Annotated in this window: 16 protein-coding genes; 14 read left to right on the top strand and 2 right to left on the bottom strand. The window is 41.1% G+C overall.

Features of this window, described 5'->3' with window-relative positions; translation table 11 throughout:
• From M3O96_RS15665 to M3O96_RS15605, 13 genes are all read left to right on the top strand, one after another.
• Complete coding sequence (locus tag M3O96_RS15665; protein WP_249722081.1) at window positions 1-378, top strand: DUF2784 domain-containing protein; 378 nt, start codon at window positions 1-3, stop codon at window positions 376-378.
• A gap of 104 nt (window positions 379-482) precedes the next feature.
• Window positions 483-848 (top strand): hypothetical protein, encoded by a 366-nt coding sequence (locus M3O96_RS15660; RefSeq protein WP_249722078.1) that lies wholly within the window; start codon window positions 483-485, stop codon window positions 846-848.
• An 80-nt stretch (window positions 849-928) separates the two neighbouring features.
• Window positions 929-3898: a protein translocase subunit SecDF gene (gene secDF / locus M3O96_RS15655; RefSeq protein WP_249722075.1), complete on the top strand. Its 2970-nt coding sequence runs from the start codon at window positions 929-931 to the stop codon at window positions 3896-3898.
• A gap of 137 nt (window positions 3899-4035) precedes the next feature.
• Window positions 4036-4725: a hypothetical protein gene (locus M3O96_RS15650; protein ID WP_249722073.1), complete on the top strand. Its 690-nt coding sequence runs from the start codon at window positions 4036-4038 to the stop codon at window positions 4723-4725.
• Window positions 4726-4776: 51 nt separating this feature from the next.
• A complete protein-coding gene (locus M3O96_RS15645) occupies window positions 4777-5187 on the top strand; it encodes a hypothetical protein (protein WP_249722072.1) in 411 nt (136 codons plus the stop codon).
• A gap of 107 nt (window positions 5188-5294) precedes the next feature.
• A complete protein-coding gene (locus M3O96_RS15640) occupies window positions 5295-5852 on the top strand; it encodes a hypothetical protein (RefSeq protein WP_249722071.1) in 558 nt (185 codons plus the stop codon).
• A gap of 212 nt (window positions 5853-6064) precedes the next feature.
• Window positions 6065-6649, top strand: coding sequence for a hypothetical protein (locus M3O96_RS15635; RefSeq protein WP_249722070.1), 585 nt, complete (start codon window positions 6065-6067; stop codon window positions 6647-6649).
• A gap of 85 nt (window positions 6650-6734) precedes the next feature.
• Window positions 6735-7499 carry a sensor histidine kinase gene (locus tag M3O96_RS15630; RefSeq protein ID WP_249722069.1) on the top strand — a complete coding sequence of 255 codons (765 nt, stop codon included), beginning with the start codon at window positions 6735-6737 and terminating at the stop codon, window positions 7497-7499.
• Window positions 7500-7527: 28 nt separating this feature from the next.
• Window positions 7528-8154, top strand: a complete 627-nt coding sequence (locus M3O96_RS15625) for a response regulator (protein WP_249722068.1) — start codon at window positions 7528-7530, stop codon at window positions 8152-8154.
• Window positions 8151-9194 carry an oxidoreductase gene (locus M3O96_RS15620; RefSeq protein ID WP_249722066.1) on the top strand — a complete coding sequence of 348 codons (1044 nt, stop codon included), beginning with the start codon at window positions 8151-8153 and terminating at the stop codon, window positions 9192-9194. The genes M3O96_RS15625 and M3O96_RS15620 overlap by 4 nt, the downstream gene beginning before the upstream one ends.
• Before the next feature lie 62 nt (window positions 9195-9256).
• Window positions 9257-10723 (top strand): glycine--tRNA ligase, encoded by a 1467-nt coding sequence (locus M3O96_RS15615; RefSeq protein WP_249722064.1) that lies wholly within the window; start codon window positions 9257-9259, stop codon window positions 10721-10723.
• A 241-nt stretch (window positions 10724-10964) separates the two neighbouring features.
• Entirely contained in the window at window positions 10965-12431 is a 1467-nt protein-coding gene (gene crtD, locus M3O96_RS15610) for a 1-hydroxycarotenoid 3,4-desaturase CrtD (protein WP_249722063.1), read from the top strand.
• Window positions 12432-12510: 79 nt separating this feature from the next.
• On the top strand, window positions 12511-12687 hold the full coding sequence (locus tag M3O96_RS15605) for a PLDc N-terminal domain-containing protein (protein ID WP_249722060.1): 177 nt from the start codon (window positions 12511-12513) through the stop codon (window positions 12685-12687).
• An 83-nt stretch (window positions 12688-12770) separates the two neighbouring features.
• On the opposite strand, the gene M3O96_RS15600 is transcribed toward M3O96_RS15605, so the two are convergent.
• Together M3O96_RS15600 and crcB are read right to left on the bottom strand one after the other, a co-directional pair.
• Window positions 12771-13664, bottom strand: a complete 894-nt coding sequence (locus M3O96_RS15600; protein ID WP_249722059.1) for a TIGR01777 family oxidoreductase — start codon at window positions 13662-13664, stop codon at window positions 12771-12773.
• 185 nt (window positions 13665-13849) lie between these two features.
• Complete coding sequence (crcB, locus tag M3O96_RS15595) at window positions 13850-14215, bottom strand: fluoride efflux transporter CrcB (RefSeq protein ID WP_249722052.1); 366 nt, start codon at window positions 14213-14215, stop codon at window positions 13850-13852.
• Window positions 14216-14394: 179 nt separating this feature from the next.
• On the opposite strand from crcB, the gene M3O96_RS15590 reads away from it, so the two are divergent.
• Window positions 14395-17202 carry a M16 family metallopeptidase gene (locus M3O96_RS15590; RefSeq protein WP_249722041.1) on the top strand — a complete coding sequence of 936 codons (2808 nt, stop codon included), beginning with the start codon at window positions 14395-14397 and terminating at the stop codon, window positions 17200-17202.
• Window positions 17203-17239: the final 37 nt, after the last annotated feature.

Below are 17239 nucleotides of genomic sequence, written 5' to 3'. Positions count from 1 at the left end.
ATGTCCCATAACCTACTAGTTTTTGCAGATTATTTCTTTTTGGTATTCCATACCTTATTGATTTGCTTCAACCTTTTTGCGTGGATATGGAAGCCGCTTCGCAAATGGCATTTTGCGACTATTACTTTGACATTGGCTTCTTGGGTTTTTTTAGGATTTTGGTACGGTTGGGGATATTGTCCCTTGACGGATTGGCATTGGAAAGTACTGAGGAAATTGGGTGAAAAAGGACTGCCAAATTCCTACATCGGTTATATTATAAAAAGAATGTTTGGACTAGAGTTCAAAGCCGAAACAGTAGATCTATTTACCCTGATTTTTGCTTTATTGGCATTTATGGTTTCTATCAGGGTTAATTTCTTTTCAAAGAAGAAATGACAATATCGATTAAACGGCTACTAGGGCTGCTACAGGGCAGATCCAAATCAGTTTTTTTTAGGTTTGGCATTTTGTAATTACAAATCTTTATATATTTGTCCCCCGTGAGAAAACAAAGCCGAAATAATACCATTTTGAGACAAAAAGCGATCATTTTTATGGTGCTGTTCTTCTGTTTGTTGGTGAGCGGCGTAGAATATTTTCCCAAAACGGTCGATCTGACCAAAGTATCCACCCAAGAACAACCCGCTGAATCGGATTCATCCTCCGAAAACCAGACTTTTTTCAATGTTGCTGTTGATGCTGTAGTTCCATTCGTCACGGTACTTTCTCAACAGGTGTTCTACCTGATTTATGAGAATTTTTCTTTCGAAAAACCAATAGCAAATGGAGTCAGCATTACTCTGCCCTTGAATTTTCCTTATTGGGAAATCCTCCTCGAAAGGATCATTTCACCCAATGCGCCCTGATTTTTTCTCTCCAGAGTACCTAAGCCTGTAAAAGGCTTCCCCAAATTCTATAAAAAAACAATCAATCAAAAAACAACTATATGCGTAACCAAGGAGTCATTGTGTTTTTGACCGTGGTAGTCACAGCTTTGTGTCTGTATTACCTGTCATTCACATTCGTATCAAACAACATCCAAAATAAGGCGGTGGAATATGCCACTGACGCGGATGGAAACATGGATTTTGCCAAAAAGCAGGCATATCTGGATTCTATTTACAGAGAGCCTGTGTATAATTTTCTAGGCGCCAAATTCACCTACAAGGAAATCAAAGAAACAGAATTGGGGCTCGGCCTTGATTTGCAAGGCGGGATGCACGTCACTTTGGAAGTTTCTCCAATTGAAATCCTCAAAGGCCTATCCGGCAACAGTAAGGATGTGGCTTTCAATGCCGCATTGGAAGAAGCAAGCCAAGAAGCCAAAACTAGTAACAACAAGTTTGTTGACTTATTTTATAGCTCTTGGCAAGACAAGGCACCAGGACAAAAGCTGAGTGCCATCTTTGCTACAGCAGCCAACAGAGGACGTATTTCATTGGAGTCTTCGGATTCTGAAATCCTCAAAATCATTGACACTGAAGTTGAGAACGCGATCGAAAGGTCTTTCAACATCCTAAGAACTAGGGTAGACAGGTTCGGTACTTCCCAGCCAAACATCCAGAGAATCCAAGGCTCGGGACGTATTCAGATTGAGCTTCCCGGTGTGGACAATGCCGCAAGGGTTAGAAACCTCCTTCAGGGAGTTGCAAAACTTCAGTTTTGGGAAGTGGCCGAAGTCAATGAGTACTTATCTCAATTAGAAGCTGCCAACAGCCTTTTGGTTACGGAAGCTCAAGTAAAAAAAGCAGCTACACAGCCTGCCATTGCAGAGACGGATTCTGCAAAGGCTGCTTCAGCTTTATCTGAACTTGAAAGACAATTGGCGGGAACTGCCGATACTACGGATGTTTCCACTTCAGTTTCTCCGATTTTTTCATTGACAAAATCCAATCAGGGATTGGTATATGAAATCAGGGATACCGTTGCGATCAACAGGATCTTTGCAAGAGAAGATGTAAAATCTTTATTGCCAAGAGATGTGAAATTCCTATGGTCTGTAAAGGCTGAAGTGGCTGATAACCTTGAGTTGTTGGAGCTTTATGCGATCAAAAAAAGCAGAACAGGTGACCAAGCACCTTTGGAAGGTGATGTCATCACGGATGCGCGTCAGACCTTGGATCAAACCTCCCGTCCTGCTGTCAGCATGCAGATGAATGCTGATGGTGCAAGGAGATGGAGAAAATTGACAGGAGAGAATATCGGAAGAAGAATCGCCGTTGTCTTGGATGATTTTGTGTATACAGCACCGATGGTTCAGGGAGAGATTCCTTCCGGACAGTCTGAGATCACAGGTAACTTCTCCATCGAGGAAGCAAAAGATTTGGCAAATATCCTGAAATCAGGTTCACTTCCTGCACCGACCAAGATAGTAGAAGAGGCCATTATCGGTCCGACTTTAGGTAAAGAGGCACAAAGCCAAGGTGTCATCTCAATGGTGGCAGGTTTGCTTTTGGTAGTGGTGTTTATGGTGGCGTATTATGCCAAAGGCGGTTTTGTTGCCATTGCAGCTTTGATATTCAACATCTTCTTTATCTTGGGTATTTTGGCCCAATTGGGAGCAGCATTGACCTTACCAGGTATCGCAGGTATCGTGTTGACGATCGGTATGTCAATAGATGCCAACGTTTTGATTTTTGAAAGAATCAAAGAAGAAATGGCGAATGGAGCGGGACTTTTAGCTGCTATTAATGAAGGTTACAAGAAAGCCTTCTCAGCAATTTTGGATTCAAACGTCACCACATTCCTTGTAGGAGCCATTCTATATGCAGTCGGTCAAGGCCCGGTCAAAGGTTTTGCCATCGTATTGATGATCGGTATTGCGTCTTCATTCTTTTCAGCAGTATTTATCACTAGGTTGATTGTACACCTGATGAGCAAAAAAGGAGACAACAGTAGTATTTCGTTCTCTTCTCCTTTGGCTAAAGGCTTGTTGCGAAACCTGAACATTGATTTCATGAGCAAAAGAAAGGTGGCATACCTTTTCTCAACCGGGATTATCATTGTCGGTCTTGCGATTGCCTTGATCAGTGGATTGAAGTTTGGGGTTGATTTTACAGGAGGTAGGTCATATATCGTGACATTCGCAGAACCTGTAGTAGCTTCTGAATTGAAAGTGGGTCTGGATGGAGAATTTGATGGTTCTGTAGAGGTCAAATCCTACGGAGCTAGCAATATCATGAAAGTAACCACTTCCTATTTGATCAATGAAGATGACGATGCTTCCAATTTGGAAGTAGAGACAAAAGTAAAAGATGGAATAGCCAACATTATGGGTCTAACCTATTCTACAGATGCTGCCAATATTAAAGATGGGCAGTTTGCCATCACAGGTTCATCCAAAGTTGGCGCCACAGTCGCAGATGACATCAAAAAATCATCGGCTGAAGCCATGTTCTTTGCATTGGTAGCGATCTTCCTTTATATCCTTTTGAGATTCCGCAAGTGGCAATTCTCTTTGGGTGCGATCATTGCATTGGCGCATGATGTGCTCTTTGTCATCGCAGCCTTTGCTATTGCAAGCGCATTTGGAGCCACATTTGAAATTGATCAGGTATTCATCGCCGCTATCTTGACAGTAGTCGGTTATTCTATCAACGATACTGTGATCATATTTGACCGTATCAGAGAAAACATTGAAATGAGAGGTACTTCCAAGTTGGTGAAGATGTTTAACGATGCCATCAACCAAACTATGGCCAGGACTTTGATCACCTCCCTTACTACTTTGATCGTGGTATTGGTGTTGCTGATATTTGGTGGAGAAGTGTTGAGAGGGTTCTCATTTGCCCTATTCATTGGTATCATTGTAGGTACATATTCCTCTATATACATCGCTTCTCCGATAGTGGTAGATTTGATGAAAAGAGAAATCGAAGCCGAAAGTGCGCAAGAAGTCGCGAAAAAGGCCGTATAATTTTTAAATTTGACAAAATTCAAAGGGAGTCAGGGCAATCTGACTCCTTTTTTTATGCTTTTTCTAAAAAAATACCGCAATCACGGGATTTTTCGGTATTTCGATTCCTGTTACTTTTGAGGGATAGAATAGTTGATATGTCAGGAACGGTTTATCTTTTTGTGATTGGATTGAGTGTAGTTCTTTCGCTCTATAATTTCGGGTTGAAAAAAAATAACAGGCTCCAAGGTCACGGGATAATTTTGGGAGTTTTGTTATTGGTATTGATTTTCGAATCCATCGGCAGCTATACCGCAAGTCTGAAAATCAACAATTCCTTGCTCTACAATATCTGTTGGGTGTATGTGGAGTCTTTGCTCTTGGTTTGGTATTTCTACAAATTTGAAAAAACCGCATCCGCCAAAAGGAATATTCTTTTTGCTTCTTTCCTGTTACTCCTTTGGGGCATTGTAAATTCTATATTTTTCCAGCCTATTTCTACTGTTTTCCAATTCTATTCTTTTTTACCCAATAGCCTTTTTATTCTTGTTTTATGTGGCCGGTTTCTTTCCAACATTCTCAATATTCGGATTTTTAAAGATTGGAACCTGATCGCACTTCCCCACTTTTGGATCAGCACAGCCATCCTGTTTTTTTATGTCGAAGCTGTCTTGGTTTTTGGGCTTTACCAGTTTTCTCCCCAGTTCGTGATTGACAATGTCTCGGTTATATTTGGGTTCAACAGGATGATGGCAGGTATGATGTACCTGATCTTTGGGTTGTCATTTTTTCTTCCGACGCTCTTCAAAAGAAACTTTGATGCAGGAAATACCATGGCCATGCTATAAAAATTGATTATTTTTTTCTTTCTTGGATCCTGAAACACCTAAACAAGAATCATGACCAAAGAACAATTAGAAGCCTTTAGATTGGCTTATGCAAAATCAGTAAAAAAATGCATCAAAGGCAAAAACAAAAACGGCAAAAACATTGCTGAACAGTCCGATTGGGTATTTTTTGATCGGAAGCTGATTCAGGATTTGCTTGACATGACCGACCCCATAAGCGGCGGCCTCAAATTGTATTTTGGACAATACGACAAAGAAAATCTCGATATCCTGCCGATAGACCGAAAAGATAGGGACGACTATATCGGAAGGATTTCCATCGCCATCGCTGCGGCAAATAAGACGGAATTTGGGATTATAGACTTAAATGATGAATCCAAGGATTCAACTACCTTTAAACTAAGTTCTGGAGGTTCAATAGAAAATGGAGGAGACCTTTGTCCTCCTGGCTGTAACCCATAATCCTGATGAACTTTATCTATTGGTATAACTTTATGATTCTAATGGGTATGCTTTTAAGCATACCCTGTTTTTTTTTCGATCTGAAAGGTTTCAAAAAAGGGCACCGAATGGTTTTTTCGATTTTGGTGTTGGTATCTATAGTAGAGGTTTATGGAGGATATTTGGCGAGGCAAGGGATTAGAAACCATTGGGTATATAATATCGGATTTGTCTATGGTGAGACGATTTTAATTTTGACTTACCTTTCTGTAGTTTTAAATAGCCAAAAGAGCAAAGTGATATTGAAGTTGACGGCCTTGTTATTTGGTATTTTTGGGATTCTGAACTCCTTTTTTTTCGACTCAATTGTCCAGTTCCATAATTACAGTCTTACCATTGGTAGTATCCTGATCATCTTAGGTTGTTTTTATTTCTTTTATGTTGTCATGACTCAGGACACTTATTTGGATGAAAAATTATGGCAGGTTCCTGATTTTTGGGTGGTTTCCTTTTTCCTTCTCTTTTACAGTGCTTCAATGATGTATTTTTCATTTTTGTACAACATCATTGAATTAGAAGATGCCATGCGGAGTCGGTTAAGTTTTGTTTTAAAAGTGATCGGGGGCACGATGTATCTGGTTTTGGGATTGGTTTATTATATTCCTGTTTTTTCAAAAAAAAAATAATCCATCAGTCTATGTTATCTATTCCAAATCTTAATAGATGAAACAAATAGCATTGAGAATTAAAAAATAAGGTGGAATGCCTTCTGATCCTTCCTTTAATACTTAGATAATCATTTTGGTAAATGCTCACTTATACCTATAATATTTTTTTATTTCTCGGGATACTGCTCAGTGTTCCATTGTTTTTTATTGATGATTTTAAGTTTAAAAAATTGCACCAGATATTATTTGGCGTTGTTGTAATGGTGACTATTCTGGAGACATTTGGTACCTATCTAGCAGAAAACGGAATGCAAAATGTGATTTATTACAATTTGGTTTTTGTGTATCTGGAAACCTTGCTTCTATTATTATTTTTTCAAAATGTATACCCTAATAAAAAAGCAAAAAAATATACAGCCTTGTCAATTGGAGCTTTTATCCTTTGGGCTATTATTTACTCCGTCTTCTTCCAATCCTTGTTTGTTTTCCATAGTACCTCTTATGTTATAGGAGGCACGATATTGATTTGTTGCAGCCTTTATTTTTTTTATGGCATCATGAAAGAGGATTGGTATCATGACCAAAATCTGCTTGGTCTGCCCATGTTTTGGATCGTTACTATGATCATGTTTTTCTACTCAGGGTCGCTGTTGTATTTTGCATCTATTAATTTCATATCAAGCCAAAATATAGAATTGCTAGGCAAGTTCAATATTATTATCCAAGCCTTAAGTGTGCTGATGTATTGGGTGATGGGATTATCGTTTTATATCCCTGTTTGGATAGAGAGGAAAAGCAAAATTATAGGAAAGTAATTATGACTAAATTGGGCGGATAGATCTTTGGTTTTAAAAGATGATTCGACTATTTTGGAAAAAGTAACCCTGTAATAAATCACCGATGCAAAATGACGGTTCTGATCTTTTTATAATCGTGCTGTTGGGATTTTTCCTGATGGTAGTGATGGTTTCTTTTATCGTGATCATGGTGGTTTACCACCGTCAGCGTCAAATCAAAAACCAGCAGAAGGTCAGGGAAATCCAGGCTGAATACGAGAAAACAGTCCTGAATGTAGAAAAAGAACTCCGTGAGGACATCCTTGCCTATGTCGGCAGAGAACTTCATGACAATGTCGGACAGTTGCTTTCCCTTGCCAAAATGAACCTGTCAAGCTCCAAGCCGGAGAAAGTCTCAGAAGGGAAAGTCATGGTCAATGAAATCATTCATGAAGTCAGGGCACTTTCCAAAACCCTGAACTTAGATTGGGTAGAAGCGATTTCCTTGGAGGAATTTATTCAAAGAGAACTTAAAAAACTCGAATCAGCCGATTTCTGCAAAGTCGCTTTCCACCAATCAGGGAATGCCCTGCAACTTGATAAAGACAAAAAACTGGTTTTGATCCGGATCATACAGGAAAGTATCAACAACGCGATCAAACATGCACAGCCAAATCTGATTGAGATTTCCGTCGATACGGACCAATCCCAATCTGTTATCAGGGTACAGGATGACGGCAAGGGTTTTGATGACACATTGCAATCCTCAGGTTTGGGAATATACAATCTCAAAAACAGGATGGCGACTATCGGAGGAGAGATGCTCTTGCATTCCGTTCCGGGCAAAGGCACTGAAATAAAACTAATTTTGCCAAATCAAAAAGCTTGATTTAACTTCCGTCCTAAATGGGAAAAATATGATCCGGATTGCATTGGCTGATGACCATAAGATGTTTGCCAAAGGCATAGCAAGTCTATTGGAAGATGATGATGATTTGAGGATTGAAGGTGTTTTTTCGAATGGACTAGCGCTTTTGGAGTTTTTGAAGTCCCATGAAGTGGACATCGTCCTAACCGATATGAATATGCCCTTGTTGGATGGGGCCGGAGTGATTGAAGCTGTAAAGCGGCTGATTCCCGGTACAAAGGTGATCGTCCTGTCCATGTATGATGATGAGGCTATTTTTAACAAGTGTCAAAAATTGGGTGCCAATGCCTATATTCTGAAAAATGCCGACTCTGATGAACTCATCTACACCATCAAGGAAGTGCATGAAGGAAGCCATATCATGAATTTTCAGAAAGTACTCAGGCAAAATATAGATGAGGGGTATACGGATTATTACAAGCAAAAATTCAAGCTTTCTAAGCGCGAACTGCAACTCGTCAGAATGATAAAGCAGGGTATGACCAACAGGGAAGTTGCAGAAGAACTACACCTCAGCGTCCATACCGTAGATGCACATCGCAAAAAAATCCATGCAAAATTGGGAGTTAGTTCTGTTGCTGAGTTGGTTAAAAAAGCTTTTGAGTTAGGGATATGAACAAAATCAAAACAGCACTTGTCGGATATGGATCTGTTGCGGAAAATGTTCACGCTCCCCTGATTTCAGTTTGTGAAGACTTGGAATTGACCGCGGTGGTCGAGAGAAACCAAGAGAAGTCTAAAGTCAAATATCCCCATGTCAGGGTTTTCAAAAGTCTGGAGGATTTATTGGCAGCCGATGTGGCGGATTTGATCGTTATCGTCACGCCAAATGAATACCATTTTTCACAGGCAAAGTTAGCCTTAGAAGCAGGTAAGCATGTGGTCGTTGACAAGCCTGTCACCATCCATTCCCATGAAGCCGAGGAATTAAAAGAATTGGCAGAATCTAAAGGATTGGTCTTATCTGTATTCCAAAACCGGAGGTTGGATGGCGATATTCAGACGATCAAAAAAATTCTCCAAGAAGATATTTTGGGTAGGATCGTCCATTTCGAATCTCACTTTGACAGGTTCCGACCGCATTTGGTGGACAATTGGAGAGAAAAGGAAGTTCCCGGAAATGGGATTACCTATGACCTCGGGACACATTTGATAGATCAGGCGGTGATGCTTTTTGGTAGGCCTGCTTGGATTTATGCAGAAATATTGAAGCAACGAACCGGTGCCGTGGCGGACGATTTTTTTGATATTACGATGATGTATGAAGGACTCAAAGTGAGGTTGACAGCAAGTGTTTTGGCCAATGCCCCGATTCCGAGATTTATGGTTTTGGGAGAAAAAGGTTCTTATGCCAAGTACGGCTTGGATGTGCAGGAAAAAGCTTTCAAAGCCGGCCAAATCCCTGAAGGAATCAATTGGGGATTGGAAGATGCAGCAGTGTGGGGCAAACTCCACCTCGAAAAAGGAACCATTTCCTACCCAACCGAAAGAGGCGATTACCGGATTTTTTACCAAAATATTGCTGATACTATCCAAGGTAAATCTCTGCCAGACGTGAAAATGCAAGAAGCAATTGATGTATTGAAAATCATTGAAGCGGCTTTTTTGAGCAACAAAGAAGGAAGAAGGGTTTACCAAGAGGAAGTTTTTAGGTAATTGACCTTTTTGTTTTTTGTTCTTTCCCTTGCTATTCAGCCAATTTCTTTAATTTTGCGCCCATGGCAAAAAATGATACCACTGCGGAAAACACGCAATTGAAAGATATAATCGCGCATGCCAAGGAATATGGCTTTGTGTATCCATCTTCAGAAATTTATGATGGCCTACAGGCGGTCTATGATTATGGGGCTTATGGGGTCGAATTGAAAAACAACCTAAAGCGTCTTTGGTGGGAAACTATGACGCGCCTAAATGAAAACATCGTCGGGATAGATGCAGCGATTTTTATGCATCCCACTACATGGAAGGCTTCGGGACACGTCGACAGCTTCAACGACCCGATGATCGACAACAAAGACAGCAAAAAGCGGTATCGTGCAGATGTACTTGTCGAAGAACATGCTGCGGTTTTTGAAAGAGCCGGAGACATTGAAAAGGCAAATGGCTTGACTGGTGCTTTGGCAAGATTGCTTGAAGCAGAAGATTTGGATGGAGTGAGAGATCTAATCACGAATGAAGGCATCAAATGCCCGATCAGCGGTACTTCCAATTGGACTGACGTTCGCCAGTTTAACCTGATGTTTTCCACTCAAGTGGGTTCGGTAGCGGAGGATTCCACTACGATTTATTTAAGACCGGAGACAGCACAAGGGATTTTTGTGAATTTCCTAAATGTCCAAAAAACAGCCAGGATGAAGGTTCCTTTTGGAATCGCACAGATCGGAAAGGCTTTCAGGAATGAAATCGTCGCCCGTCAGTTTATTTTCCGAATGAGAGAGTTTGAACAGATGGAGATGCAGTTTTTTGTCCGTCCAGGCTCCGAATTAGAGTGGTACAAAGTATGGGCAGACATGCGGATGAGATGGCACAAGGCTTTGGGGATTCCTGAAGAAAAGTTGAGAAGACATGACCATGAGAAGTTGGCGCATTATGCCAATGCCGCCACGGATATCGAATATGAGTTTCCTTTTGGATTCAAGGAAGTCGAAGGAATCCATTCCAGAACAGATTTTGATTTGAAAAGCCATCAGGAATTTTCAAAAAAGAAACAGCAATACTTTGATCCTGAGATCAATCAAAATTATATTCCGTTTGTGATTGAGACTTCGATCGGTGCAGACAGGTTGTTTTTGATGACTTTGTGCAATGCTTTTGTAGACGAACAGACAGCAGAAAAGCAGCGAACTTATCTCAAATTGCACCCTGCCATCGCTCCTGTGAAAGCGGCCATTCTTCCTTTGATCAAAAAGGACGGTTTGCCGGAAAAAGCCAAGGAGATTGTCGAATTGCTGAAGTATGATTTCAACATCATTTATGAAGAAGCGGCTTCCATCGGCAAGCGGTATACCAGACAGGATTTGATAGGTACGCCTTTCTGTATTGCGGTTGACCATCAGACATTGGAAGACAATATGGTGACCATCAGACACCGGGATACGACCGAACAGGAGAGGGTTTTGATCTCGGACCTGCATGCAAGATTGAGCGAGGCCTGCAGCTTCAGGAGGATTTTTGAGAAAATTTAAGAAGTCCACGGTCAACAGTCCATAGTCCACAGAACTGCTAATCGATCCCCGACCATAATTTATTTAGCTAGGTGCAAGAAATCGGATATTCTTAAAATTTAAAATTATTATAAATCAAATAGGATCCCTTTGGAAGACAAATTTCAAAGGGATTTTTATTTAAATCCATTCAAATGCCCCATTTCAAATATCCTTTTCAGTTATTTTTTGTTCATTTACTTTATACATATTTCATTACAAAATGAATAAAAAAGCAATCGTCATCGGATCAGGAATAGCGGGTTTGGCAGCTGCCATCCGTCTCAGGAACAAGGGATTTGAAGTCAATGTATTCGAAGCCAATGGATATCCCGGTGGCAAACTTTCAGAAATTATAATCAAAGGCTACCGCTTTGACGCAGGTCCGTCGCTGTTTACACTTCCCGATCAGGTGGAAGAACTGTTTCAAATTTCTGGAAAAGATCCCAAAGCCCACTTTGATTACATCCGCCTTCCTGTGGCCTGTCATTATTTTTGGGAAGACGGGACACAGATCAAAGCCTTTGGTGATACCAAAAAATTTGCAGCCGAAGTTGAATCCAAATTGGGCGAACCGGCTTCGCATGTTTTTGAATCTCTTCAAAAATCCGCTTTTATCTACGATCATCTTGCACCATTATTCATGCATCAGTCTTTGCACCGGTTTGGGACTTGGGCCAATAAAGATGCGGTTAAATGCTATTTCAAATTGGGGAAATTGGGGATTTTTTCAACCATGAATAAGGCCAATGAAAAGCAGTTTTCGAACCCGAAAATGGTGCAGCTATTCAATAGGTACGCCACTTACAACGGTTCCAATCCCTATGAAACTCCTGCTACGCTGAATATCATTCCCCACCTTGAATTCAACATTGGAGCCTTTTTCCCTACAAAAGGCATGCATGACATCACGTTGAGCTTATACAGACTTGCATTGGACTTGGGTGTCAAATTCCATTTCGATTCCAAAGTAGATGAAGTCCTTGTCAGGGACAAAAAAGCCATCGGAGTCATCGTCTCCGGTAATTCCCATTTTGCAGCTATCATCGTCAACAACATGGACATGGTCAATGCTTACAAGACCATTCTCAAAAAAGAAAAGCAGCCAACCCGATTGCTTGACCAACCAAAATCAAGTTCTGCGCTGATATTCTATTGGGGAATCAAAAAGGTTTTCCCAGAACTCGACTTGCATAACATCCTATTTTCGGAAAATTACAAAGAGGAATTTGATCATATTTTCAATAAAAAATCCATCTACCACGACCCCACGGTCTATATCAACATCACCTCTGTCAACAAACCGGACGATGCCCCTGAAGGTTGCATGAATTGGTTTACGATGATCAACGTCCCCAATAACCAAGGGCAGGATTGGGATAAACTTATCAAAGAGGCAAGGAAAAGCATCATTCAAAAAGTCAGCAGAATCCTCAAAACCGATATAGAGGAGTTGATTGAAGTGGAGGAAATCCTGGAACCTAGAACAATAGAATCCAAAACATCGAGTGCAAACGGGGCGCTTTATGGTAACAGCTCCAACAACAAATATGCTGCCTTCATGCGCCACGCCAATTTCTCTTCAGAGATCAAAAACCTTTATTTCTGTGGGGGAAGTGTACATCCGGGTGGAGGGATTCCCCTCTGTCTGCTTTCTGCCAAGATCATGTCAGAGATGATTGAAGTTTAAAGTTGAAATTTCAAACAGAATCGTAAGCAAAAGTTTTGGGAAAAATACTATTTTCACTTTTATACTTAATCTCAAAAATATGTTTGGACTTGGATTTCTTGGATTGGCCATTTACATCTACACGATCTATGATGTAGTCAGCAGTAAGTTTGGTGGTAATAATGACAAATTGGTTTGGCTTTTAATCGTGATTTTCCTTCCATTAATAGGAAGCATTCTTTGGTTTTTGATGGTGAGAAATAGGGTGAGAAGGTAGGTTTGTCCAGAATTGATAAATGGAATGTTTTTAATTCTAGGGTCAATTAAAAAGATAATTTCTTTTATTTTAGAAATTGATTTTCATGCATACACCCCCTTCATCCCCTCATCCAATTCCGAATAGTTGAATTTAAAACCTGCCGATTGGATTTTTTTGGAGGAGACTTTGTTGCCTCCCAAGACCATTAAGGCCATTTCTCCAAGGACAAGCTTTAAGCCAAAACCGGGAACGCCAAGGCCGATAAAGGGTTTACCGGCATACTTGGCAGCGGCTTTGGTAAGTTCGGCGTTGGTAGCAGGTATTGGCCCTACAGCATTATAAGTGCCTGAGATTTTCTCATTTTTGACTGCGAAGGAAAACATCCTCGCCAAGTCATCAATAACGATCCAACTCATCCATTGCTTACCACTTCCGAGAGGTGCAGCAACAGGTGGTTTCATCATTTCCTTCAGTGCGCCACCTTCTTTGTCTAGGACAATTCCGATTCGCAGCAAGACTGTCCTTAATCCTAAATCTGCGATTTTCTTAACTTCATTTTCCCAAGCCACGACGACCTTTGCAAGGAAGTCAGTTCCATGTTTTGCATTCTCATCCACCGTTTTGTCTCCAGTATCAAATCCATAAAAGCCCACCGCCGATGCAGATATAAAAGCTTCCGGTTTATTTTTAGCCTTCTTTATTGCTTCATATAACAGGGAGGTAGATTGGGTTCTGCTTTCCAAGATGGTCTTTTTCCTATCGTCTGTCCATCTTTTTTCTGCTACCCCTTCACCTGCAAGGTGGATAATGCCGTCGGCCCATTCGATGGCAGCCGGATCTATGGTGTTCTTATCTATATCCCAAGCAAAGGATTTTTGGGTGTTTTTCTTAGGGCTTCTGCTAAGCCAAGCTACTGCTAAGCCTTCCGATTCCAATTGCTGAGTGATTTTTTTCCCTACCAAGCCCGAACCTCCTGTGATTAATATATTTTTCATATTCCTTTTTCTCTAGATTATAAACCAATTGAAGGGCTTTTGTTTTAATGAATATTCTAATCATTTGAATGCTTCTTGACGAGAAACCAGACTTAGAATCTGAATTTCTTGGACTTAACCAAACATCGGTCATCCCTCATCGGTCATTATTTGTTTTTCCCCAAGCACCTCCCATCAATAAATGCTCATCTCGTAATTACATATCCCAAAAACACAGCCAAAATTCCAATTACCACGCTTCCAAGAATATAAGTCAAGGCAGTCACATAATTCCCTGTCTGCAATAAATTGAGGTTTTCGGAAGAGAAAGTAGAAAAAGTCGTAAATCCACCGCAGAAACCGGTGATCAAGAGCAGAGACCAATCGCTTGGGATATGTTCATTTTTGGTAAAATACCCCATCAATAGTCCAATCAGCAGGCAACCAATGATGTTTGCAGAAAAAGTAGCAAGGGGTATTTCTTCAGAAAATCTCGCTGTCCATACCTTGATCAGATAGCGGAATATACTTCCAATACCTCCACCGATGCCTACCAAAATGATTTGTTTCATAAATTCAAATTTGTGTGATTAGCGATTATCAAGACTGTAAAAACCAGCTTGAAATTAAAATTAGAGAAATTTTATGGAACAAAATCCAAAAATGAGCTTGCCCTTCCAATCGACATGAAACAATTTCCCTAAATTTTGACTTGATTTATAGTCCAATATCCAAAAATCAAACATCAAAGATGAAGTTCAAAAATATATACCAGTTACTCTTATTCTTTTTTTTACCCTTTTCCTCACTTTTTGCACAGAGCGACTTTGACCAAAAAGTACCCCTCGATCCTAGGGTGAAGGTGGGAAAATTGGAAAATGGACTGACATACTACATCCAACAGAATCCCAAACCGGAAAACAAAGTGGAGCTCCGGCTTGCAGTCAATGCAGGTTCAATCCTGGAGGAAGATGACCAACTTGGATTGGCGCATTTTACGGAGCATATGGCCTTCAACGGGACTAAAAACTTTGAGAAAAATGAACTGATTTCCTATCTCCAATCAATAGGGATTCAATTTGGAGGAGATTTGAATGCCTACACGGGATTTGACGAGACGGTATATATCCTGCCGATTCCGTCTGATGATGAGGAAAAGCTGAGGAATGGATTCCTGGTTTTGAGTGATTGGGCTGGAGGAATTCTGATGAATGAGGAGGATATCGATAGCGAAAGAAGCATCATCGTGGAAGAGTGGCGCACGGGTCAGGGTTATACCCAAAGGATGCGTGACCAATATTTTCCTGTCATCTTCCACAACAGCCTTTATGCGGAAAGACTTCCGATCGGAAAAATGGACATCATCGAAAACTTCGAATATGAAACCATCAGAAGGTTTTATAGAGATTGGTATCGGCCGGACAACATGGCGGTGGTGGCTGTCGGAGATGTAGCTCCGGAAAAATTGGAAGCGTTGATTCAGGATTTTTTTGGGAAGCTGGAAAACCCTGCCGATCCTAAAGAAAGAAAGCTTTTTGAAGTTCCCGGGCACAAGGAGACCTTCGTCAGTATCGTCACAGACAAGGAAGCTCCGGGAATCCAAATCCAGCTTTTTTATAAACACAAAGCCCTTCCAACCCAAACCAAAGCAGATTACCGCAACTTTCTGATACGGACATTTTATGGTGGAATGCTTACCCAACGATTGGATGAAATCCGCCAAAAGCCGGATGCACCTTTCATTTTTGCCGGAACAGGATATGGGAATTTTGTCCGTGACTTAGATTATTTTTCAGCTTCGGGAGTGGTCGCCACGGGAAAAATTGAAGCAGGAATCCAATCCTTGATCGTGGAAAATGAGCGCGTGGCACAGTTTGGATTTACCCAAGCCGAACTCGACCGAGTGAAGCGTGCCGTGCTCAATAGTGCAGAGAGGTCTTTCAAAGAAATGGGCAAAGCAGAATCCCGATCCATAGTCAACCGCTATGTCAACCATTTCTTGGAGGGGAATTTTGCAGATGGGGAAGCCTGGAAATATGAGTTTTACAAAGAGATCATCCCAAATATCACGCTGGAAGAAATCAATGCGCTTACCAAGCAACTGGTCCGGGATGAAAACCGGGTGATCGTCATCACTGCGCCGGATTCAGAAAAGGAAAATCTGCCTTCGGAAGAAGCTGTTATGGCACTTTTCGATGCTGTGGACCAAATGAATCTGGAACCTTACCAAGAGAAATTATTGGCTGATAAGCTCATGCAAATTCTGCCTCAGCCCGGAAAAATTACAGACATCAAACACATCGAATCCATAGATATCCATGAAATCATACTTTCGAATGGAGTTAAGGTTTTTGTAAAATCCACTGATTTTAAGAATGAAGAAATCCTATTTTCTGCCACTGGAAAAGGTGGTGTTTCCTTGTACGGGGAGGAAGACCATTACACCGCCAACTATGCAGGAGTATTAATCAATGTGATGGGAATTGGGGATTTTTCGCCTTCTGACCTGAGGAAAGTTCTGGTAGGAAAAAACATATCAGTAACACCAAATATTGGCTTGTATTCTCAGAATATTGCCGGTTCATTCTCCCCGAAAGAAATGGAAACGGCCTTGCAATTGATTCACTTGAATTTTACCGCTCCGCGAAAAGACCAAGAACTCTTTGATGTCTACATCACCAACCAAAAGACCCAATTGGCCAGCGCCCAAGTGAATCCCGATTTCCAATTTTCGAAGCAGGTAAACAAAATATTGGCCAACGGACATCCACGGGCAGCGGGAATTTTTGATCCGGAGGATTTGGATAAAATTGATTTGGACAGGGGTTTGGAATTGTATGCCGAGAGGTTTTCCAATGCTGCAAATTTTGAGTTTTTCTTTACAGGTAATATTGACTTGGAGACCTTCAAACCCATGTTGGAACAATATATCGGCAGTCTTCCCTCCAATCCTGATTCTCTTGACACATACAGGGATTTGGGGATCCGCACTCCAAAGGGCAAGTCGGAAAGTATCCATGTCGGCACAGATAAAAAGTCTCAGGTCACCATGCTTTTCACCGGGGAGACGGAATACGATCGAAAGGTAGCTGCGGACATTATTTACCTAGGAGAAATACTGACTATTAAGCTGATCGAATCTTTGCGCGAGCAGATTGGCGGAGTGTATGGTGTGGGTGCCAATGGAAGCATGGGAATCTTTCCTGTGGGGAATTTCTCTTTTTCTATCGGATTTCCCTGCAGTCCTGATATGGTGGATAAACTGATCGATGCAGCTTGGGCAGAAGTCAGACAGATCCAAGAATACGGACCAACGGACGAAGACCTGAACAAAGTCAAGGAGAAAAGAAGGATATCTTTGGAAGAAAACCTCAAGCGAAATAACTATTGGCTTGGACAGCTTTCTGCGGTGAGGACATACAATTTATCATGGGAAGCATTATTGGACGGGCAAAAAGCCATCGAATCCATGACCAAGGAAAGGATCCAAAAAGTAGCTCAGGAGTTTTTGACAAAAGAAAACCTGTTGGAGATCAAGAAATTTCCTGAGGTGAAATAAACGACTGCGCACATGGCTGATTATCTTTTTATACCTT

Source organism: Aquiflexum sp. TKW24L, from assembly GCF_023502205.1.
Taxonomy (GTDB): Bacteria; Bacteroidota; Bacteroidia; order Cytophagales; family Cyclobacteriaceae; genus Cognataquiflexum.
The sequence above is the reverse complement of the archived record's forward strand: the minus strand, read 5'-3'. Positions and strand labels throughout refer to the sequence as shown.